Origin of the sequence: Nocardioides gilvus, assembly GCF_003194605.1 — a bacterium.
In the GTDB taxonomy this organism is placed as follows: Bacteria; Actinomycetota; Actinomycetes; order Propionibacteriales; family Nocardioidaceae; genus Nocardioides; species Nocardioides gilvus.
The window spans coordinates 615439-634678 of sequence record NZ_QHKY01000001.1; the positions used below are offsets into that span (position 1 = coordinate 615439).

Here is a 19240-nt window from a genome sequence, read left to right on the forward strand (position 1 = left end):
AGCGAGCCTAGTCACCCAGCAGATCGGGTCGTTTCACCCGCCGGGGTTGCGAGGGAAGGTTCAGCGGCGGGAGCCCCGCCGGGGGCCCGAGCACCCCCTCCGGGCCGTCGCTGTCCTCGGTGTCGAGCCACCCGTCGTACTCGTCGACGAGGAGCTCCAGGAGGAACTCCGGCGCGTCACTGAGCACCGCCCACGGGTGGTCCTCGTCGTCGTCCTCACCCGCCAGACGCTCGCGGCCCAGGGACGCAGCGAAGCCGTCACGCAGCAACCTGGACAGCACCTCGCGCGCCTGGTCCTCGTCGAAGAAGATCGCTCTCATCGCTCCATCCTCCCTCGCGTCGGGGCCGCCGACTACCGTGGGTGCCGTGGCGACTTCTCCCCCGGCCGACCCCGTCGGCGTGCACCTCGAGCGCACCGAGGACCTGTCTCCACGCATCGATGCGCTCGCCGAGGCGCTCGGCCCCAGGGTCGGTGTCGAACACCTGCTCGGCGACCTGAAGTACCGGGCCCACGACTCCCGGATCGGTCGGCTGGCAGGACGCGCCGTGCACCGCGCGATCGCCTGGAACTCCTACGACCAGCGGGACCCCACCTGGTGGCCGCAGGGCATCACCACGTCGGCCGACGCGACCGCCGAGGGCCGGATCGCGGGACGCCGCGTCCTGGTCACCACCTGGTACGCGAAAGCGGTCAACGGGATCAAGCGCGGGTCACGGCTCACCTTCCTCGACCTCGACACGCTCGAGTACCGCCACGTCCTCCTGGTCGATCCCACCCTGGACGACGAGGGCCGGGTGGGGATGAACTCCGTACGCATCCACGCCGGTGGCATCGTCTGGACCGGCCCCTGGCTGCACATCGCCGCGACGGCGCGCGGGTTCGTCACCTGCCACGTCGACGACATCATGAGGGTCCCCGACGACAACGAGTTCCCCGACGAGATCGGGCTGCTCGGCTCCCCCGATGCTCCTCGGCCGGCCTCCTTCGGTCACCACTACGTGCTGCCGGTCCGCTTCACCCACCGTGCCCACACCGACGACGGGCACACGCCGCTGCGGCACTCGTTCCTCTCCCTGGACCGGAGCGGCGACCCACCCGGCCTCCTCGCCGGGGAGTACGGCCGCGGCGGGCAGAGCACTCGACTGGCGCGCTACGAGCTCGACGCCCAGGGGTGGCTTCCGGCGCTCGACGGATCCGGGATCTCGCGGCCCGTCCTGGACGACGTCGAGCTGGTCCGGATGCAGGGGGACGTACGAGCCCGCGGCCGCCACCACATCACCGTCTCCCAGGGCCCGTGGTGGCCCGGCTCGGTCTACACCGGACAGCCCGGAGACCTGCGTCGGCACCGTTTCGCCCTGCCGATGGGCCCGGAGGACATCACCTACTGGCCCGAGACCGACGAGCTCTGGTCCGTCTCGGAGCACCCGCGCCGCCGCTGGATCTTCTCGATGCGGCGGGCCTGGTTCGACTGATCAGTCGGAGTCGCGCTCGACCAGCCCGTGGGAGACCAACTCGTCGAGGAACGGCGCCAACGCCTCGGAGAGACTCCCGTCCTCGGGGGCGCCGATCGCCTCCTCGAGGTCAGCCTCCAACTGGGGCACCGCGGTCCACTCCTCGTCCAGCAGCGCCAGGACCGCGGTCCCGACCTCGGACAGGGCGAAGACCCGACCCTTCACCAACACTGCGCTGCGGCCGTCCTCGACGTACTCGTCGATGACGGGAAGACGTCGAACCTTCATCGTGCCTCCTCCATCCAGCCCGCGACCACGCTCTCCAAGTCACTGCACTCGGCGTAGACCAGGCGACGCGCGCCTCCACGCTCTCGCAGGATCTCGGCCACGGTGCTCAGCGGGTCGTCCAGGAGGTGCAGCGACGAGGTCTGCTCGGCCAGCAGAGCCAGCGCCTCCACCGTCGGCACGTCCTCGACGCGTACGGCCTCCACCTCAGGGTCGCGCTGCAGCAGCGCCACCGCCACGAGCCGTCCGGAGTTGGGGGTGGCGCCGAGACCGAGGTCGGTCGGCGAGACCTGCTTCTTCGGTCGCATGCCGTCGACCAGCAGGGAGAGCGGTTTGGGGAACGGCACGACGCTGCCGTCGCGCATCACCACAGCGGTCTCGTCGGTCAGGTATCCGAATCGACGACCCAGGGTGGTCGCGGCCGTGGTCTTGCCGGTCCCTGACGGGGCGACGAGCACCACGGTGGCGCCCGTCTCGGGGTGTGACAGGGCACAGGCGTGCAGCAACCAGGCCTTGCCCACCAACTCCTCGAGACCCGCCTGCGTGACTCGGGTGCTGACCTCGTCCATCACCGGCCTGATCGACGTGCCGGCCACCGCGCCGTCTCGCCGTGCCGCGGCGACGACCTCGGCGTCGTCGTCGAGCCACACCTCGACCGTCGCGACCGGTTCACCTTCGTGGGCGGACAACAGGCAGCGATCCCAGGCAGCCCGCACCTCGTCGCCGAGCTCGTCGGCGCGTCCTCCTCGGAGCCGCAACGCGACACCCACCCCCATCGCCGCCAGGGCGATCTCCTGATCCATGGGCCGCAGTGTAGGTCACATGAGGGTGACGGACAGCCGCGTCAGAAATGCTGGGCGAGCACTCACGACAGAGACCCAGAACGACCCGTAGACTGCGCGAAGACATTTGACGAGCAGGGAGTTTTCGTGGAGCTGAAGGACTATGTACGGCTGTTGCGCAACCACTGGCGCGGCGTCGTCCTGATCGTCGTCACCTGTGTCGTGCTGGGCCTCATCTGGACCGCAACCCGGCCCACGGTGTACGCGGCCAACGCCGACGGGTTCGTGACCACCACGAGCGCCGACGAGTCGGGCTCCATGGCATCGGTCAACGACAGCCTCGCCAAGTCCCGTGCCGCCTCCTACCTCGAGATCGCGCGCAGCCGGGCAGTGGCCGAGCGGGTCATCGAAGACCTGGGACTGACCAGGACACCGGCCCAGCTGGTCTCCGACATCGAGGCCATCCAGCCCGAGAACACCGTGCTCATCAAGATCACTGCCCGCGCCGGGACCCCGGAGCTGGCCCAGGAGCTCGCCGACGCGTGGGTGGTCTCCCTCGCCGACGCCGTGGCCGAGCTCCAGGACCCCAAGGGCAGGGGCACCGCCGCTCTGCGGATCACTCCCTTCGAGGCAGCGGCTCTCCCCACCTCACCCGTCTCACCCGACCCGGTCCGCAACACGGCACTGTCACTGCTGCTGGGCGCGCTGCTCGGTTTCGGCTACGCCGTCGTCCGCGGGACCTTCGACCGTCGTCTGATGAGCAAGCGCGAGATCGAGGAGAAGTTCTCGGTCAGCGTCGTCGGTCAGATCCCCGAGGTCCAGCTCCTCAACCGCGACAACACCGGCCGCTCGCAGATCGCGATCGACAGCGACGCCCGCGTCAAGGGTCAGGCTCCCGCGTCCGAGGCGTTCCGCAAGCTGCGCACCAACCTCACCTACATGGACGTGGACAACCCGCCGCGCATCATCGTCGTCTCCTCGCCCCTGCCCGGTGACGGCAAGTCGACCGTCGCCGCCAACCTGGTCGCCGCCATCGAGTCCTCGGGCCAGCCGGTGATCCTCGTCGACGGTGACCTGCGTCGTCCGATGGTCGCCAGTTGCCTCGGCCTGGTGGAAGGTGTCGGCCTCACCGACGTGCTCACGGGCAAGATCTCGGTCGAGGAAGCTCTCCAGCGCCTGCCCGGCCACCCCAACATGCGGGTGCTGGCCGCCGGCCCGATCCCTCCGAACCCGAGCGAGCTCCTGGGCTCCCAGGCCATGCGGAACCTGCTGACCAAGTTGTCGCAGGAAGCCATCGTCGTCGTCGACGCACCGCCCCTGCTGCCGGTCACCGACGGCGCCATCCTGGCCGCTCGCACGGACGGCGCGCTCGTCGTGATCTCGTCCGGCAAGACCCGTGACCACCAGCTCGAGAGTGCCCTCGAGCACCTCCAGCGCGTGGATGCCAAGACCCTCGGGATCATCGTCAACAAGGTGCCGCACAAGCGCAAGGTCATCGGCTACGGCGGCTACGGGAGCTACGGCGGGTACGGCGGCTACGGCAGCTACGGCGGCTACGGCTCGAAGAAGCCGAAGCAGGAGAAGCAGCCGAAGGCCAAGAAGGAAGCCACCCCCAAGCGTCGGCTCACCCGCAACAGCCAGTGACGAGCCATCTCTGGAGCAGGCGCTCCAGCCTGGTCGAGGTCGAGTCGGAGACCCGCGTGGTCCTGCTCGACCTCGATGACCTCGCCCACCCGCCGCGGATCCTCGCCGGGCCCGCGGCGGCGGTGTGGGTGGCGGCTGACGGTTCTCGGGACACCGAGGCGGTGTGCGCCGAGGTCGCGCGCTACTTCGAGATCTCGGCCCAGGACATACGCACCGACGTGGAGACCTTCCTGTCCGACCTCGTGGCCGAGGGCCTGCTCGTCGGTGGTCCCGCATGAGTGCCCTCCAGGATGCCGGTGAGCGTCTCACCCAGACCGAGGCCGCGCCCCTCATCTACGTCCTGACCACCACGGTGGCAGCGCGCACGGAGACCCGCGCGCTGGCGATCAAGGGGGTCGTCCTGGCCCACCACGGACTGCGCGCCCCGCGCGTCTCGGGCGACGTCGACGTCATCGTCCACCCTGACGACCTGGACCGTTTCCTGGCCGGCATGGAGTCGGCGGGGTGGACTGCGAACGCCACGACCACGACCCCCAAGCTGCTCGAGTACCACTCGGTCGACCTGACCAACGACCACTGGCCGATGAGCATCGACGTCCACTCGTACTTCCCGGGCTTCCTCGCCCCGGCCGACGAGGTCTTCGACCGGATCTGGGCTCGCCGAGTCGAGTTCGACCAGGCTGGCCACCCGGTCCCTGCGACCGATCTGGTGAGCAGCGCCGTGGTGGCGGCGCTGCACTACCTGCGCCACCCCGGTCTCGCACACAAGCAGGCAGCGATGGAGACCCTGGCCGAACTCGCCACCCCACTCTTCGCACCTGGCTCGCAGAATGCGACCGACCTGGTCGCGTTCGCCCGCGACACCGGCTGCGTACGCCCCCTGACTCCCTTCCTGGAACGCCTCGGTCTGCCCACGACACCGGTCCACCCGGCCGAGGAGACCGGCTACGAGCGGTGGCGTCTGGCCACCACGGCCGACCCCCGGATGGCGTGGTGGCTGGAGTTCCGAGCCCTCCCTCTGCGCCGTCGTCCAGCTTTCCTCTGGTACGCACTGATGCTCGAGGACGAGGAACTGCGCACCTACCACGGCGACCGCACCGTCTCGACACCGTTGTGGCGGCTGCGGGTCGAGCGGTGGAAGCGGGTCTCGTCGCACCTGGCCGGCGCCACGCGCCAGAAGTTCTCCGGACGTCGTCAGCGCTGATCGCGCCGCGGGACGGGGGTGGCCCGCGCCCTGCCGGTCAGCATCCGGACGGTCAATGCCAGCGCGCGGCACCCGGGCGCGTTAGGATGTGGGAAGCACAGCCGAGGGACGGTGCCCATCTGGCCCACTTCCGCGCGACTGTCTACGCAGCAGGACCAGTCACGTGGACGTCAGTCAGTTCACGTCACACCTGAGGCGTCGACCTCGCCCGAGGTGGCCGATCATGTACTGATCGCCAACGGATGCCCAGGCGTTCGCTGCCCTCCCGGACTGTGCCCCACCAAGCCCGTGCATCGAGGGTCGCACGACCCCTGACCGCGGGACCTTCCCCGGAGGAAAAGTTTGTCCGGCCAGACCAAGACGGCATCACGCGGCGGCAACGCCCGCGGTGGAAACCGTCGCGCCCGTCGCACCCGCCACCTCGACAACGAGGGGATCATTCCGGTGCTGGCCCGCGCCGTGCGAGAGATCGAGAGCGAGGTCCAGCGGGGACAGGTCTCCTCCCAGGCCAGGACGCGGTTCCAGGTCGTGGCCCTGCTCGTGCGCGAGGAACGCGCTCGGATCAAGACGGACACCGAGGCCTCCGAGAGCGTCAAGGCTGAGCAGCTCAAGCGACTCGACGGGGTCGCCACCATCCTGGCCAAGTCCGCCGCGCGCGACACCTCGCTGTTGATGCTGCTGGCCGAGGACGCCGAGGTGACCGACGCGGCCCGAGCCCTCAAGCGGAAGATGGTCGAGGCAGCCGGTCTCGAGTTCGTCCCCGACGAGGTGGTCGCCGAGGAGTCGGGGCAGAACGCCGGAGCCTGGGAACGCCGGGTGGTCCCGCGCTCAGTGGTCCAACGTCAGCTGGCCAATCCCTTCCAGCGCCCCGACTTCGAGTCGGCCGCCAAGCGGATGGAGCCGAAGACCCACCGCCTGGCCAACTGGGAGCTGATCGGGCCGTTGCTGCGTTCCTTCGAGGTCGCGAACGGTGCGCCGGCTGTGCTGGCGATGCCGGAGCCTGCCACGCTCAAGACCCGCGACGGTCTCGACATGATGCGTCACCAGGCACAGGTGGTCAGCGCCGTCCAGGCCGGGCACCGGACCTTCCTGCTCGCTGACGAACCGGGCCTCGGCAAGACCGCGCAGGCGTTGCTCGCCGCCCAGGCTGCTGATGCCTTCCCGCTCCTGGTCGTGGTCCCCAACGTGGTGAAGACCAACTGGGCCCGCGAGGCCCAGCGGTGGGTCCCCCGTCGCACGTCAACCGTGATCCACGGCGACGGCCACGACATCGATGGCTTCGCCGACATCGTCATCGTCAACTACGAGGTGCTCGACCGACACGTCGGCTGGCTCGGCGACCTCGGCTTCCGCGGGATGGTCGTCGACGAGGCCCACTTCATCAAGAACCGCAAATCCCAGCGTTCGCAGAACGTCCTGCAGATCGCCGACCGCATTCGCGCCCGTACCGTTCGTCCCCTGATGATGGCCCTGACCGGCACCCCGCTGATCAACGACATCGAGGACTTCACCTCGATCTGGCAGTTCCTCGGCTGGATCAACGACAAGAAGCCGCTCTCGGAGCTGATGGCGCGGCTCGAGGAGACCGGCCTCACCCCCGAGGACAAGGCCTTCTACCCGGCCGCCCGCCGCGCGGTGGTCGACATGGGCATCGTGCGTCGCCGCAAGGTCGACGTCGCCGCCGACATCCCGGCGCGTCGGATCGCCGACATCCCGGTCGAGCTCGACGACGAGGCAGGCCGTTCGATCCGGGCGGCCGAGCGCGAGCTCGCCCGTCGTCTGGTGGAGCGCTACGACCGCGTCATGTCGGCCCGCGCGACCGAGAACAGGTCGTTCGGGATCGACGAGGAGCTCGTACGCCGGGTCGCCGAGTGGGAGCGCGACGAGGCCAGCGACGACAACTCCGGCGAGAACGTCTTCTCGATGATCCGTCGTATCGGCACCGCGAAGGCGCCCTTGGCGGCCGACTACGCCACGCAGCTGGCGCGCAGCGTCGGCAAGGTCGTCGTCTTCGCCAAGCACATCGACGTGATGGACAAGTGCGAGGAGATCTTCACCGCCCGTGGGGTCAAGTACTCCTCCATCCGCGGCAACCAGACCCCGGCGGTGCGCGAGCGCAACATCGAGGCCTTCGTGAAGGACCCCGAGGTCCAGGTCGTCGTCTGCTCGCTGACCGCAGCTGGAGTGGGGCTCAACCTTCAGGTCGCCTCCAACGTCGTGCTCGCCGAGTTGTCGTGGACCGACGCCGAGCAGACCCAGGCCATTGACCGGGTGCACCGGATCGGTCAGGCAGAACCCGTCACCGCCTGGCGGATCATCGCGGCCCAGACCATCGACACCCGGATCGCCGAGCTCATCGACTCCAAGGCCGGGCTCGCGGCACGAGCCCTGGACGGCTCCGAGGAGGAGATCACCGCCTCGGCCGACATCCAGATCGAGGCGATGGTGGAGCTGCTCACCCAGGCGTTGCGCGAGCGTGGCCTCTGAGACGGACCGGTCTCAGCTCCGGTGCGCACCACGGCGCCGTCGGGATCGGATCAGGAGGGCGAATACGCCTCGGCCGTCGCGATGAAGTCGCGCAACAGGTCAGCGAAGCGATCCGGGTCGTCGAGATGGGGGAAGTGACCAGCGCCCTCGAAGAGCTCCACCCGGATCCCCGGGACCGTCTCCTTGGCCTTGAGGGCATGCCAGGCCGGGATCATCCTGTCCTTCGACCCCCAGACCACCAGGGTCGGCGGCGGCTCCACGTCCGTGAGCTTGTCGTGGGCACTCACGGTCTGGCCCCCGATGTCGACCACCGCGCGGGTGGTGGCGAGGAAGGCCCGGCGGCTCTCCCGATCACCGAGTGAGGAGAAGCCCCGCCACATCGCGCCGACGTCAGCACCGGGCTTCCACCCCACCCTGGCGGCAGCATCTCCGAGCCCTCGCAACTTGGTCGTCATCCAGGCCGAGGCCACGACGGTGAGGAACTGCTCGGCACCGGGCAGGGTTGCCGAGCGCAGCAGGGGGCTGACTTCTCGGCCCAGTCCGCCACTGGCGACCAGGACCAGCCGCTCCACCCGTTCGGGGAAGAGGTAGAAGAACTGCATGGCGATGCCCCCGCCGAGGGAGTGGCCGACCACGGTGACCGTGTCGATCTCGAGGCGGTCGAGCAGGTCGCGCAGGGTCGCGGCGTGCGAACTGAGCGAGTAGTCACCCATCGGCTTGGCCGACTCACCGTGCCCGAACAGGTCCGGGACCACCACCCGCTGGGTGTCGTCCATGCGCTCCACGAGGTGCTTCCAGTTGTGCTGCGACCCCAGCATTCCGTGGATGAAGAGGACCACCGGGCCCTCGCCGCCCTCCAGGTAGGAGAGTTCGTGGCCGTGCAGGAGCATCGTGTGGCGTTCCATGTCCGTGATCCTTCTTCGAGCATCGTGGTCCGGGGTCGGGACACCCCCAACCTAACGAGCGGGCGTCCCCAGTGGGGCCAGACGTGACGCATGTCGCGCGAGGCCTCCCCTCAACGGCGTACGACCCAACTCACCAGCCCGAGCGCCACCAGGACCCCACCGGCGACCGCCACCCCGCCGACCATCGGGGCCAGGGGCGCAGAGAGCGCTTCCCAGACCAGAACGGCGCTCTGGCGTCGATCGTCGACCTCGGCCAGCACCCCGGTGGTCTCCGATCCGAGACCCAGCACGACCCACAGCGCGCCGGCCACGGCCAGCAGGCCGAGACCGAGGAGCACCGCGGCCCGCGGGCGGTGTCGCGAGATCGCGATCCCCGCGAGCAGGACTCCCCCCGCGAGGGCTGCGAGCGGGGTGGCCCAGACGTCCGCGGCTCGGGCCACGGTCACTGCCTGTGTCACCTCCGGTCCCTGGGCGAGCACCACCGTGCCCTCCCCGTCGGGTATCTGGGCGGCAAGGGGCAGACCGGCCTCGGCCAACCTCGGACGCAGCGCGTCGACCAGCGCCGCCCGGTCGACCACGATGCCGTCCTCGACCAGGTTGACCCCGGTCCCCTCACCGCGTATCCCCTCCACCGCCTGCAGGTGGGAGAGGCGTACGGCATCGGTCCAGACCCGGGCGAAGCCATCGGTCGCCACCACTTCGGAGGTGGCAGTGACGAGCAGACGCTCACCGAGAGCGGGGAGCTCGAGGCGTGTGGTCACCGGCTCGAGGATCGCTGCAACCACCTGGTCCTGCACCACCTGCTCGTCGATGAGCGGAGCCACGGCTTCGGTGTAGCGGTCGGTCTCGAGGACGTACCGGTCGGCCCACACCGCGGGCACGGCGACCGCGACAAGGACCAGGCCGAGGAGCAGCAGTGTCGACGACAGGAGCCCGCGCAGCGAGCTCACTCCTCGCTGAGTTCGGCGAGGAAGGCTCGGCCACGCTCGCTGGTCGGATTCTCCAGGACCTGCTCCGGGGTGCCCTCCTCGGCGATCCCCCGGTCGGCCATCAGCACGACCCGGTCGGCGGCGCGCTTGGCGAACCGCATCTCATGGGTCACCACGACCATCGTCATCCCCTCGTCGGCCAGGGTGCGCATCACCTGCAGCACCTCCCCCACCAACTCCGGGTCCAGCGCCGAGGTCGGCTCGTCGAAGAGCATCACCTCGGGGTCCATCGCGAGGGCGCGTGCGATCGCCACCCGCTGCTGCTGCCCGCCGGAGAGCTTCTCCGGGTAGGCATCAGCCTTGTCCGCCAGGCCGACACGCTCGAGCAACCGCTCGGCGCGCTCCCTGGCCTCCTGCTTGGGTCGGTCCAGCACGTCCCTCTGGGCCATCATGAGGTTGTCGATGACCTTCATGTGGGGGAAGAGGTTGAACGACTGGAAGACCATGCCGATGCGACTGCGGACGTGGTTGAGGTGCTTCTCCTTGTAGACCAACTCCTCGCCCGCGACCCTGATCGTGCCCGACTGGATCTGCTCGAGTCCGTTGATGCAACGCAGCAGGGTGCTCTTCCCGGCACCGGACGGACCGATCAGCACCACCACCTCGCCGCGGTGCACGTCGAGGTCGACGCCGTCGAGCACGACGGTGTCCCCGAACTTCTTGACGATGCCGCGCATCTCGACGAGCGGCTCCCCCTCGTGCCCCGTGGAGAACGAGGACGTCTGGTCAGTGGTCATGGGCGTCACCTCCGGTGAACGCTGAGCCGACGCTCGATGCGGCTCACGACGAAGGTGAGCGCGAGCACGATGGCCAGGTAGTAGAGCGAGACGATCAGGTACATCGTCAACGGTTCGTAGGTCGAGGCAGCCAGGTTGCGGGAGGACTGGAAGAGCTCCCTCATGCCGATGAACGCGACCAAGGAGGAGTCCTTCACCGCGATGATGAACTGGCTGCCCAGGACGGGCAGGATGGCTCGCAGAGCCAAGGGGGCGCGGACCCGTCGCAGGGTCTGCATCCGGGACATGCCCAGTGACCGCGAGGCCTCGTTGAGACCGTCGGGCACCGATTGGAAACCCGAGCGGATGATCTCGGCGATGTAGGCGGAGTTGTGCACGCCGAGCGCAATCGTCCCGGCCCAGAACGCCGGCAACAGCACGACCTCGGTGATGCCGAAGTAGAGGACGAAGATCTGCGCGATGAGTGGGGTGCCCCGGATCAGGCCGATGAACGCGACCGCGATCCACCGCAAGGGCGCGACCGAGCTCATCGACATCCAGGCGACCAGGGCACCCAGCGCCATGGCGAAGACCAACGCCATGGCGGTGAGCCGAAGCGTCACCACCGTGGCGTCGAGGAAGATCGGCGCTGTGTCGACCAGGTGTTCGAAGAAGTTCATGACGTCAGGAGATGTCCTCGCCGAACCACTTCTCACTGATCTCCGCGTAGGTCCCGTTCTCCTTGATCGCAGCCAGCGCGTCGTTGAGCTCGTCGACCAACTCGCTGTTGCCCTCCCTCACCGCGAAGGCCGGCTCCTCGGTGTAGAGCGGCTCACCGCAGGCGCGCAGGTCGCGGTCGGCCTGATCGATCTGGAAGAGCCCGACCAGCCTGTCGGTCATGGCGCCGTCCAGTCGCCCGGCGTCCACGTCCTCGAGAGCGGTGACGTCGGAGGTGAAGTTGACGATCTCTCCCGGCCAGTCCTGCTCCTTGAGGTAGTCCTCGTAGGTGGTCGCGGTGGCCACACCCACCCTCGGCGAATCCATCTGGGTGGGATCCTGGCAGTCACTGTCGGTCGGCACGAACATCATCGCACCGGAGGTGTAGTACGGGTCGGTGAAGTCGACCTGCTTGTCGCGCTCCTCATTGGGCGTCATCGAGGCGATGAGGACGTCGTACCGCTCACTCTTGATGCCTTGGATCAAGGTGTCGAAGCCGCCCGTCTCCGTCTTGACGTCGACGCCCATCTCCTCGCCGATGGCAACGGCGATGTCGTGGTCGAAGCCGGTGAGCTCGTTGCCCTCGAAGTGGCTGAGCGGGCGGAACTCACCACTCATCGCGACCACCATCTCACCGTCGTTGAGCAACTTCGCGTCGTCGTCGGATCCGCAGGCCGAGAGCGCGAGCAGGGCGGTCGCGGTGAGCGCGCCGACGAGAGCGGCGCGGCCACGCCGCAACGGGGTCGTACGGGGAAAGTTCTTCATGCTGATTCTGCCTCCGTCTGGCTGCCCCACACGCAGACGTGGGGTCGAGAGTCTCGCTTCGGTCAGACCATCGAGGCTATCGGAACCTTCAGCCCCTCCGGCGCTCCGAGGCGGATCCCAGCGCTGTTCCAGCGATGCTGCAGCACTGTTCCAGCGCTCGGATTCGCCTCGGCAGGGGTCCTTTACCGCGCTCAGCCACTCGGCAACCGTGATCCTCACCCGCCGGGCACGGAAGTTATCGCTTCGTTACCGCCCGCGGCGGGTCGGGCTCAGAAGTCGACTGCGTCCCGAAGCAGTGGCGCAGTCATGCAGTGGCCTCCCCCGCGGCCTCGCCCGAGCTCGGCGCCGACGATCGTGACCACCTCGATGCCTTCGTCGCGCAGCAGATTGTTGGTGTGGGTGTTGCGGTCGTAGGCCATCACGACGCCCGGCTCGAGGGCGATCAGGTTGGCGCCGCTGTCCCACTGGGTGCGCTCACGGACGTACGCGTTGCCGCCGGTCTCGACGACCCGCAGACGCGGCAGTCCCAGCGCATGGGCGACGACCTCGGTGAACGGCTTCTCCTCGGCCCGTACGTCGAGCGCGTCCCCCTCACCGGGCCGCAGGGAGAAGGTGCGTACACCGTTCATGATGTCGGGGTAGAGGAGGACACAGTCACGGTCGGCGAAGGTGAAGACGGTGTCGAGGTGCATGGTCGCGCGGGCCCGGGGCAACGCAGCGACGATGACCCGGTCCACGGCACCCTGGGTGAAGAGCGCCTTGGCCAGCGAGCCGATGCCCTGTCGTGACGTGCGCTCCGAGAGCCCCACCAGGACAGTCCGGTTGCCGATCGGCATCACGTCGCCGCCCTCGACCGTGGAGAGACCCCAGTCCAGGGTGGGATCCCCCCACCAGACGTTGACCCGCCCGGCGAAGTCCGGATGGAAGCGGTAGATGGCGGCGGTGAGGATGGTCTCCTCCTTGCGCGCCGCCCAGTGCAACGGGTTGAGCGTGACACCGCCGTAGATCCAGCAGGTGGTGTCGCGGGTGTAGAGCGTGTTGGGCAACGGCGGGAGCAGGTACTCGGCGACCCCGGAGGAGTCCCGGATGAACTTCATCAGGTCACCGCTGCCATCCCCGGGGAACTCGTACGTGGAGAGACCGCCGATCAGCGTCTCGGCCAACTCCCGGTCGGCGAGCCCGTCGAGGAAGCTGCGCACCTCCTCGACCAGGCCGGCACCGACCTGGTTGGGCACGATCTGGTGGTCGAGGATCCAGGCCCTCGCTCCCGGCACCGCGAGCGCCTCGGTGAGCAGGTCGTGCATCTCCATGACCTCGACACCACGGGCCCGCATCTGCTCCACGAAGTCGAGGTGGTCCCGTTTGGCGTTCTCCACCCACATGACGTCGTCGAAGAGCAGGTCGTCGCAGTTGCTGGGGGTCAGGCGCGCGTGCGCCCGGCCCGGCGCACACACCATCACCTTGCGCAGCGTCCCGACCTCGGAGTGCACCCCGAACGGCTCGTTCATGACGGGGCCTCCCCCGGACGGTCCGCGAGGACCAGGCGTCGACGCTTCTCCATCCGTTTGATCTCTGCCAGGACGCGGGCGCAGCACTGGTCGTCGCGGAAGCCGAAGGTGGCATCCATGCGCTCCGACCACGGCGCGCGGGGTTCGCGACCGAAGTCGACGGTGGCGGTGATCTCCGCGACCGCCTCCTCGATGGTGTGCGTCACCGGACCGAAACCGTCGCGCGCGTAGTCGAAGTAGCCGGGCAGGCCCACGTGGCGGGCCTCGCCGAGCTCGTCGGCGTCGAACTGGAAGTACACCACCGGGCGCGCGATGTAGGCGGAGTTGAACGCCGTCGAGGAGTAGTCGGTGACCAGGACGGCGGCGCGGGCGAAGAGCTCACGTACGTCGACCTCGTCGTCGAAGCTCAGCCGCTCCACGTGGGCGGGCAGCGCTGCGGCGTCGAGCGCGGCCTCCATGTTGGGGTGCGGCAGGATCGCGATCCTCAGGCCGTGGCGCGCGGCGAGCTCGGCCAGCTCCGGCGAGGCCAGCAGGCCGGTCCACGACTTCATGTAGTGGCTCTCGAGGATCCAGTCGTAGGCCGTGCGTCGCTGCGAACCCGCCTCGAGCTGTGGCACGAGGTACTCGCGCCAGGTGGGCGAGACGAGCAGCAGGTCCCGCTGCTCCGGAGGGAATCGACGTCCGGCCCGGTGGAGCAGGTCGAAACGCGGGAGCCCGGTCAGCACCGCCTCCTTGGAGGTCACCCGGTAGGCGGTGTGGTCGCCCACGATCGACTCGTACTCGGGTTGGGTGCTGGTGACGAAGAGGTCGATGTCGCGGCGGTTGAGCCAGCCCGACAGGTCGTCCTTGATGACACCGTGCTGTAGGAAGGTGAAGCGTCGCTTCAGGGGAGCGAACGGACGCAGAGCCGGCGGGTCGACCACGGCCGCGTCCGCGTGGCTGGAGATCAGGTGGGTGGCGTTGAGCATGAGCGCCATCCACTCCTTGCCGCCGTGGGCCACGACGCGGTCCCCGTACGCCTTGCGCAGCCGCTTCCAGTCCGGAGTGCCGGCCTCCACCACGAACCAGGCGTTGGTCCCCGGCTGCTTGGTGCGCAGGTGCGCGAAGAGGTGCTCGGCGCTGTCGTCGGCGTTGTGGATCCGATCCATCAACACCCAGGCGTCGCGGTAGCGCTCACGCCGTCGGCGGCCCTGCGACGCGCGCAGCACCGCCTGCTCCTCCCGCGTCAGCTCGGGACCGGGCGCCGGCTCGAGCAGCTGGGCGGGGTCAGGACGCTTCTCGAGCAGATGGGGTCGCACCACGATCGCCTGCCGCTCCGGGGGATCGAGGAGGATCGGCAGGTGACGTCCGCCGACCCGTAGCCGCAGTCGCCGACTCGGCGCCCAGATGATGCGCTCGTGCAGCACGGCACGACCCTGGATCATCACGTCGCGCGTCTTGGCTGCCGTCGGGACCACGGCGCGGGTCCCCAGCAGCAGCTCCTCGGTGGGGGCGTCGCCGGCGTAGCGGTAGGTGAGCCGTACCAGGCCCTGCTCGGGGTCGTGGGCAGTGACGACGGCTTCGTCTGAGACCCAGGGCTCGCTCGACCAGCCGTGCAGCAGGACGGCCCTGGTGAGCGGCGACATCCGGGTGACGACGTAGGCCATGACCACTTCGGGTGCCAGCTTCTCGACGATCCTGGCGACCAGCGCGTGGAACTCCTCACGCACCGCGGGCGGCGCCAGCGTGCCGACCTGCCCATCCTCCCGCCCGAGGTAGTAGGAGAGCTCGTAGAGGATGAAGTTCTGCAGCCACAGCGGGGCCTGCCCGTACGCCTCCTCGGCCCGCTCCAGGACGTCGAGGTAGCCGAGGCGCAGGACGTCGGTGTAGCGGCCCGGGTTGGAGAGCGCGTTCTGCAGCGACGAGGTGCCGTCCTGGCGCTTGCGGTAGTGGTAGACCGCGGAGCCGACGAATCCCACCAGCGGCTCTTCACTGGCCAGGAGGTAGCGAGCGCAGAAGTGCCCGTCCTCGAAGTTCGGGCGGATGCGCGGGTCGAAGCGCAGGCCGCTCTCGGCCAGCCGCGTGGAGCGTACGAAGGCCGACGGGGCACCGCCGTGGAAGAAGCGGTCGTGGACCGCGAGGTTGCGCTGGGTGTCACCACGGAACTGGCCGGCGAGCGGGTGCTTGTCCTCGGACTCACCCGTACGGTCGTCCATCAGCCACCGGTTGGCCGCGACCATGTCACTGCTCGGGTGCTTGGCCAGGAAGGCCGCGACGCGGCTGAAGTAGTCCGGGGCCAGGACGTCGTCGGGGTCCGGGAAGGTCACCCACTCCCCGGTGGCGACGTCGATGCCCGCGTTGCGGGCGGCTCCCTGTCCGGCGTTGTCCTGGCGGACGACGCGCACGAGTTCGGGGCGACGCGCTGCCCACTCGGCCAGGAGACGCGAGGTGTCGTCGGTGGAGCCGTCGTCGACCATCACCACCTCGAGGCGTCGGGGATCGATGTCCTGGGCCTCGATCGAGGCGATGTAGGCAGGGAGGAAGTCGGCCACCTGGTAGCAGGCCGAGACCACGGAGAAGAGTGGTCGGCCGGTCCCCGGTGATGCGTCAGTCATTCACTGCTCCCCACTCGTGCCGGACCCGTCCGGCAATCTGTCGTGCCACGGTGCGGGTCCGACACTATCGCCGGACCGGGCGGGCGCCGCTCAGGACCGCCCTCGAGGTCCTAGGGTTCTGGTGTGCCTCCCCGCAGCCGTGCCTCCACGTACGCCCGTCGTCGTCGCCGCCGGGTCGCCGGAGTGCTCAACGACCTCACCGACCAGCAGTGGCACGACCTGATGGAGGCGTGGGGCGGGTGCGCGTACTGCGGAGCCGACGAACCGGCACTCCAGCGCGACACGATGCTCCCGATCTCTCGTGGTGGCCGCTACACGATCGACAACGTGGTGCCGGCGTGCCGCTCCTGCAACGCCTCGAAGTGCAACCTGGAGCTCACCACCTGGATGCGCCGCAAGAAGTTGGACGAGAAGGCCTTCCTGGTGCGCCAGTACGAGGTGCTGCGCGACCTCACGGCCGCCGATCCGGTCGTCTGAACCTGCGTCGCACCGCCGGACGTCGGGCGGTCACAGCATCCGGCGCATCACCAGTCGCGGCATTTTGCTCGCCACCGCCTCGGTGGTGCCGACCACCTCGAAACCGACCCGCTCGAACATGGTCCGGGTCCCGACGAAGGCCATGGTGAGGTCCATCCGCCCCTGCGGGTCCACCGGGTAGGCCTCGACAGCGGGCGCACCCTGCTGCGCGGCGTACGCAAGGGCTCCGGTGAGCATCTGCGCGGTGACGCCCTGACGCCGGTGACCAGCCCGGACGACGACGCAGATGATGCTCCAGACATCCAGGTCGTCGATCGGCCGGATGAGCTTCGACCGGGTGAGCCGGGTGTTGTGGGAGCGGGGACCGATGCTGCACCACCCGACGGGCACACCGTCGCGATAAGTCACGACACCCTGTGGTTCGCGCCGCGTCAGGGCCTGCATCGCCTCGGCCCGGGTCTGCCCCAACTCGCTGATCTCGCCGGCGGTGCAGCGGTGAGAGAGGCACCAGCAGTGGTTCTCGCGACGGTTCGGGTTGATGACGTCAGCGAAGTCGTCGAAGCGCTCCGGCGTGACGGGGTGGGTCTCCCACTGCACGGTGTCCGACTGCACGGTGTCCGGCTCCACGGTGTCCTCAGCCGGCAAGCGTGCCCCCGAAGACCTGCCAGGCGAGCAGCGACTTCGCGACCAGGCTGAGCACGATGTAGATGTTCTCGCCGAAGAGGTAGTCGGCCCACTTCCCCTTGGCCCGGTACTGCAGCCACTGGTTGAGCGCGAAGATGTTGAAGAAGACGAAGAGCGAGACCACGATGGCGTAGACGAATCCGGGCGGGGTCGCGTCCGACGGGGACTGCGGGGCAATCACGTAGATGACGACCGCGATCCACGGGACGGCCCCGGCGATGCACCCGAACCAGAAGGGCAGCCACCCTCCGCCGCCGGGCTCCTCGTACTTCTCCTGCAGCCAGCCGAAGAGGATCATCGAGGCGTTGGCCCCGATGATCGCGAGCAGCGCGGTGACGTCGGCGATCCCCACCAGCTGCGCGATCACCACCATCATCAGTGACGACGACAACGAGTACTCCACCCAGCGGGCCCGGTTGATCCGGCGCGCCAGGTCGGAGACGTAGCCACGCCACCACAGGGTGGAGACGATGACGTGCGCCAGCGCGGAGAGCGCGAGGAAGGCCGCCACCGCCAACCCGGTGGACAGGTCGAAGAGGACAGTGGGCTCCTGCGGCGCCGTCCCGGGCGGTCCGGCCAGGTAGCTGGCCGTGACGGGGAGCGCGAAGTCGGTGGCGAGCACGACCACGGCGATCGCCTGGGCCACGTGCAGGGCAGCGGCGACCAGGTTGAACGTACGCAGGCGTCGTTGTCGCGACTCGCTGAGAGGGGCTGCGTCCTGCACGGTGGTCTGGGTCACTCGACGACAGTAGCGATTGTGTGGTCGCCTGCCCAGCACGTGCGCCCTGTACATGGCGCGCTTTGTGCGCCGCGCCCATGTACGGGAGCGCAGCATCGTGACGATGATGGACCGGACACGACGAGAGGGGTGCCGATGCGGCTGACGCTGTCCGCCCAGGACCTGGCCTTCCGCCACGAGATGGCGGAACTGTTCACCACGGTGGTGCCGCACGAGATCCGGGACACCGTCCTGGACGGTGGCGAGGTCACCGCAGAGATGATCCGTACGAGTCAGCGCGCGCTCGATGCCGCTGGTCTGGCCGTGCCGCACTGGCCGGTCGAGTGGGGCGGTCGGGACTGGACCCAACTGCAGCGCCACCTCTGGCACGAGGAGATGCAGCGGGCCGGAGTGCCCACCCCGCTCCCCTTCAACACCAGCATGATCGGGCCGGTCCTCGCGCAGTTCGCCTCGCAGGAGATGAAGGAGCGCTTCCTGCCCGCCACCGCCAACCTGGACATCTGGTGGTCCCAGGGCTTCTCCGAGCCCGATGCCGGCTCCGACTTGGCCAGCCTGCGGACCACCGCGGTCCGCGACGGTGACGACTGGGTGGTCAACGGCCAGAAGACCTGGACCACGCTCGGCCAGTACGGCGACTGGATCTTCACCCTCGTGCGCACCGATCCCGAGGCGAAGAAGCAGCGCGGCATCTCGATGCTGCTGATCGACATGTCCTCCCCCGGTCTGGAGGTCCGCCCGATCGAGCTCATCGACGGTGGCCACGAGGTCAACGAGGTCTGGTTCACCGACGTGCGCGTGCCTGCCGAGAACCTCGTCGGGGAGGTCAACCAGGGTTGGACGATGGCCAAGTTCCTGCTCGGCAACGAGCGGGTCGGGGTCGCCCCGGTGGCCCAGGTGAAGCGGACGCTGGCCCGGGCGAAGCGGCTCGCCGGGGCCGAGTTGGACAACCCGCTGACCCGAGCCCGGATCGCGACCCTGGAGAACGAGCTCCTCGCCCTCGAGCTCACCGCGCTGCGCGTGGTGGCCCACTCCGAGGAGGGGGAACCGCACCCGGCCAGCTCGGTGCTCAAGCTCCGTGGCACCGAGCTGCAGCAGCAGGTGAGCGAGTTGGTCGTGGATCTCGCCGGTCCGGCCTCGCTCACCCCGGCCTCGGCGGGCGTCAGCGACCTCCCGCTCTGGGCGCGACGCTCGGCGCCCGTCTACCTCAACTACCGCAAGGCCTCGATCTACGGCGGGTCGAACGAGATCCAACGCCAGATCATCGCCCGCACGATCCTGGGACTGTAGGAGAGC

19 protein-coding genes are annotated in these 19240 nt (G+C 69.0%); 7 read left to right on the forward strand and 12 right to left on the reverse strand.

The genetic code is table 11. The annotated features are described in order from the left end of the window. Positions 1-7: 7 nt before the first annotated feature. Positions 8-319 carry a hypothetical protein gene (locus DNK52_RS03005; RefSeq protein WP_110239363.1) on the reverse strand — a complete coding sequence of 104 codons (312 nt, stop codon included), beginning with the start codon at positions 317-319 and terminating at the stop codon, positions 8-10. Between the two features lie 46 nt (positions 320-365). Between DNK52_RS03005 and DNK52_RS03010 the strand changes: the two genes are divergently transcribed. After that, positions 366-1472, forward strand: a complete 1107-nt coding sequence (locus DNK52_RS03010) for a hypothetical protein (protein WP_162598572.1) — start codon at positions 366-368, stop codon at positions 1470-1472. On the opposite strand, the gene DNK52_RS03015 is transcribed toward DNK52_RS03010, so the two are convergent. Together DNK52_RS03015 and DNK52_RS03020 are read right to left on the reverse strand one after the other, a co-directional pair. Beyond that, positions 1473-1739 (reverse strand): PqqD family peptide modification chaperone, encoded by a 267-nt coding sequence (locus DNK52_RS03015; protein ID WP_110239367.1) that lies wholly within the window; start codon positions 1737-1739, stop codon positions 1473-1475. Beyond that, the gene (locus DNK52_RS03020) at positions 1736-2539 is read right to left on the reverse strand and encodes a hypothetical protein (RefSeq protein WP_162598573.1); all 804 of its coding nucleotides are present in this window, start codon (positions 2537-2539) and stop codon (positions 1736-1738) included. The genes DNK52_RS03015 and DNK52_RS03020 overlap by 4 nt, the downstream gene beginning before the upstream one ends. Positions 2540-2665: 126 nt before the next feature. On the opposite strand from DNK52_RS03020, the gene DNK52_RS03025 reads away from it, so the two are divergent. The 4 genes from DNK52_RS03025 to DNK52_RS03040 all read left to right on the forward strand — a co-directional run bounded on the left by DNK52_RS03025 (position 2666) and on the right by DNK52_RS03040 (position 7853). Further along, positions 2666-4162 carry a tyrosine-protein kinase domain-containing protein gene (locus DNK52_RS03025; protein ID WP_162598574.1) on the forward strand — a complete coding sequence of 499 codons (1497 nt, stop codon included), beginning with the start codon at positions 2666-2668 and terminating at the stop codon, positions 4160-4162. Then, positions 4159-4440, forward strand: coding sequence for a PqqD family protein (locus DNK52_RS03030; RefSeq protein WP_110239373.1), 282 nt, complete (start codon positions 4159-4161; stop codon positions 4438-4440). Before DNK52_RS03025 ends, DNK52_RS03030 begins: the two co-directional genes overlap by 4 nt. Further along, positions 4437-5366 (forward strand): nucleotidyltransferase family protein, encoded by a 930-nt coding sequence (locus DNK52_RS03035; protein ID WP_110239375.1) that lies wholly within the window; start codon positions 4437-4439, stop codon positions 5364-5366. The genes DNK52_RS03030 and DNK52_RS03035 overlap by 4 nt, the downstream gene beginning before the upstream one ends. Before the next feature lie 342 nt (positions 5367-5708). Further along, complete coding sequence (locus DNK52_RS03040; protein WP_110239377.1) at positions 5709-7853, forward strand: DEAD/DEAH box helicase; 2145 nt, start codon at positions 5709-5711, stop codon at positions 7851-7853. 50 nt (positions 7854-7903) lie between these two features. Here the strand turns inward: DNK52_RS03040 and DNK52_RS03045 are convergent, their stop codons facing one another. From DNK52_RS03045 to DNK52_RS03075, 7 genes are all read right to left on the reverse strand, one after another. Then, entirely contained in the window at positions 7904-8758 is an 855-nt protein-coding gene (locus DNK52_RS03045; RefSeq protein WP_110239379.1) for an alpha/beta fold hydrolase, read from the reverse strand. Between the two features lie 110 nt (positions 8759-8868). Then, a complete protein-coding gene (locus DNK52_RS03050) occupies positions 8869-9708 on the reverse strand; it encodes a hypothetical protein (RefSeq protein WP_110239381.1) in 840 nt (279 codons plus the stop codon). Then, complete coding sequence (locus DNK52_RS03055) at positions 9705-10484, reverse strand: amino acid ABC transporter ATP-binding protein (protein ID WP_110239383.1); 780 nt, start codon at positions 10482-10484, stop codon at positions 9705-9707. Before DNK52_RS03055 ends, DNK52_RS03050 begins: the two co-directional genes overlap by 4 nt. A 5-nt stretch (positions 10485-10489) precedes the next feature. After that, on the reverse strand, positions 10490-11143 hold the full coding sequence (locus tag DNK52_RS03060) for an amino acid ABC transporter permease (protein WP_110239385.1): 654 nt from the start codon (positions 11141-11143) through the stop codon (positions 10490-10492). A 4-nt stretch (positions 11144-11147) separates the two neighbouring features. Continuing rightward, positions 11148-11945, reverse strand: a complete 798-nt coding sequence (locus tag DNK52_RS03065; protein ID WP_110239387.1) for a transporter substrate-binding domain-containing protein — start codon at positions 11943-11945, stop codon at positions 11148-11150. A 269-nt stretch (positions 11946-12214) separates the two neighbouring features. Then, complete coding sequence (locus tag DNK52_RS03070; RefSeq protein WP_239455407.1) at positions 12215-13402, reverse strand: arginine deiminase; 1188 nt, start codon at positions 13400-13402, stop codon at positions 12215-12217. A gap of 47 nt (positions 13403-13449) precedes the next feature. Next, positions 13450-16047 (reverse strand): bifunctional glycosyltransferase/CDP-glycerol:glycerophosphate glycerophosphotransferase, encoded by a 2598-nt coding sequence (locus DNK52_RS03075; protein ID WP_110239391.1) that lies wholly within the window; start codon positions 16045-16047, stop codon positions 13450-13452. Between the two features lie 123 nt (positions 16048-16170). Between DNK52_RS03075 and DNK52_RS03080 the strand changes: the two genes are divergently transcribed. Next, positions 16171-16524 carry an HNH endonuclease gene (locus DNK52_RS03080; protein WP_239455350.1) on the forward strand — a complete coding sequence of 118 codons (354 nt, stop codon included), beginning with the start codon at positions 16171-16173 and terminating at the stop codon, positions 16522-16524. Between the two features lie 30 nt (positions 16525-16554). On the opposite strand, the gene DNK52_RS03085 is transcribed toward DNK52_RS03080, so the two are convergent. Both DNK52_RS03085 and heR read right to left on the reverse strand, forming a co-directional pair. Beyond that, a complete protein-coding gene (locus tag DNK52_RS03085) occupies positions 16555-17169 on the reverse strand; it encodes a GNAT family N-acetyltransferase (RefSeq protein WP_239455351.1) in 615 nt (204 codons plus the stop codon). Next, complete coding sequence (gene heR / locus DNK52_RS03090) at positions 17159-17947, reverse strand: heliorhodopsin HeR (protein ID WP_204163342.1); 789 nt, start codon at positions 17945-17947, stop codon at positions 17159-17161. The genes DNK52_RS03085 and heR overlap by 11 nt, the downstream gene beginning before the upstream one ends. 135 nt (positions 17948-18082) lie before the next feature. Here heR and DNK52_RS03095 point away from each other — a divergent pair, with 135 nt between their 5' ends. Beyond that, complete coding sequence (locus tag DNK52_RS03095; protein WP_110239393.1) at positions 18083-19234, forward strand: acyl-CoA dehydrogenase family protein; 1152 nt, start codon at positions 18083-18085, stop codon at positions 19232-19234. Positions 19235-19240 lie beyond the last annotated feature (6 nt).

What these genes read in the sequence shown, in the direction of transcription:
- DNK52_RS03060 (WP_110239385.1), bottom strand. Translation starts at nt 11,143, where the DNA reads ATGAACTTCTTCGAACACCTGGTCGACACAGCGCCGATCTTCCTCGAC.
- DNK52_RS03015 (WP_110239367.1), bottom strand. Translation starts at nt 1,739, where the DNA reads ATGAAGGTTCGACGTCTTCCCGTCATCGACGAGTACGTCGAGGACGGC.
- DNK52_RS03005 (WP_110239363.1), bottom strand. Translation starts at nt 319, where the DNA reads ATGAGAGCGATCTTCTTCGACGAGGACCAGGCGCGCGAGGTGCTGTCC.
- DNK52_RS03055 (WP_110239383.1), bottom strand. Translation starts at nt 10,484, where the DNA reads ATGACCACTGACCAGACGTCCTCGTTCTCCACGGGGCACGAGGGGGAG.
- DNK52_RS03020 (WP_162598573.1), bottom strand. Translation starts at nt 2,539, where the DNA reads ATGGATCAGGAGATCGCCCTGGCGGCGATGGGGGTGGGTGTCGCGTTG.
- DNK52_RS03070 (WP_239455407.1), bottom strand. Translation starts at nt 13,402, where the DNA reads ATGGTGTGTGCGCCGGGCCGGGCGCACGCGCGCCTGACCCCCAGCAAC.
- DNK52_RS03075 (WP_110239391.1), bottom strand. Translation starts at nt 16,047, where the DNA reads ATGACTGACGCATCACCGGGGACCGGCCGACCACTCTTCTCCGTGGTC.
- DNK52_RS03095 (WP_110239393.1), top strand. Translation starts at nt 18,083, where the DNA reads ATGCGGCTGACGCTGTCCGCCCAGGACCTGGCCTTCCGCCACGAGATG.
- DNK52_RS03065 (WP_110239387.1), bottom strand. Translation starts at nt 11,945, where the DNA reads ATGAAGAACTTTCCCCGTACGACCCCGTTGCGGCGTGGCCGCGCCGCT.
- DNK52_RS03045 (WP_110239379.1), bottom strand. Translation starts at nt 8,758, where the DNA reads ATGGAACGCCACACGATGCTCCTGCACGGCCACGAACTCTCCTACCTG.
- DNK52_RS03035 (WP_110239375.1), top strand. Translation starts at nt 4,437, where the DNA reads ATGAGTGCCCTCCAGGATGCCGGTGAGCGTCTCACCCAGACCGAGGCC.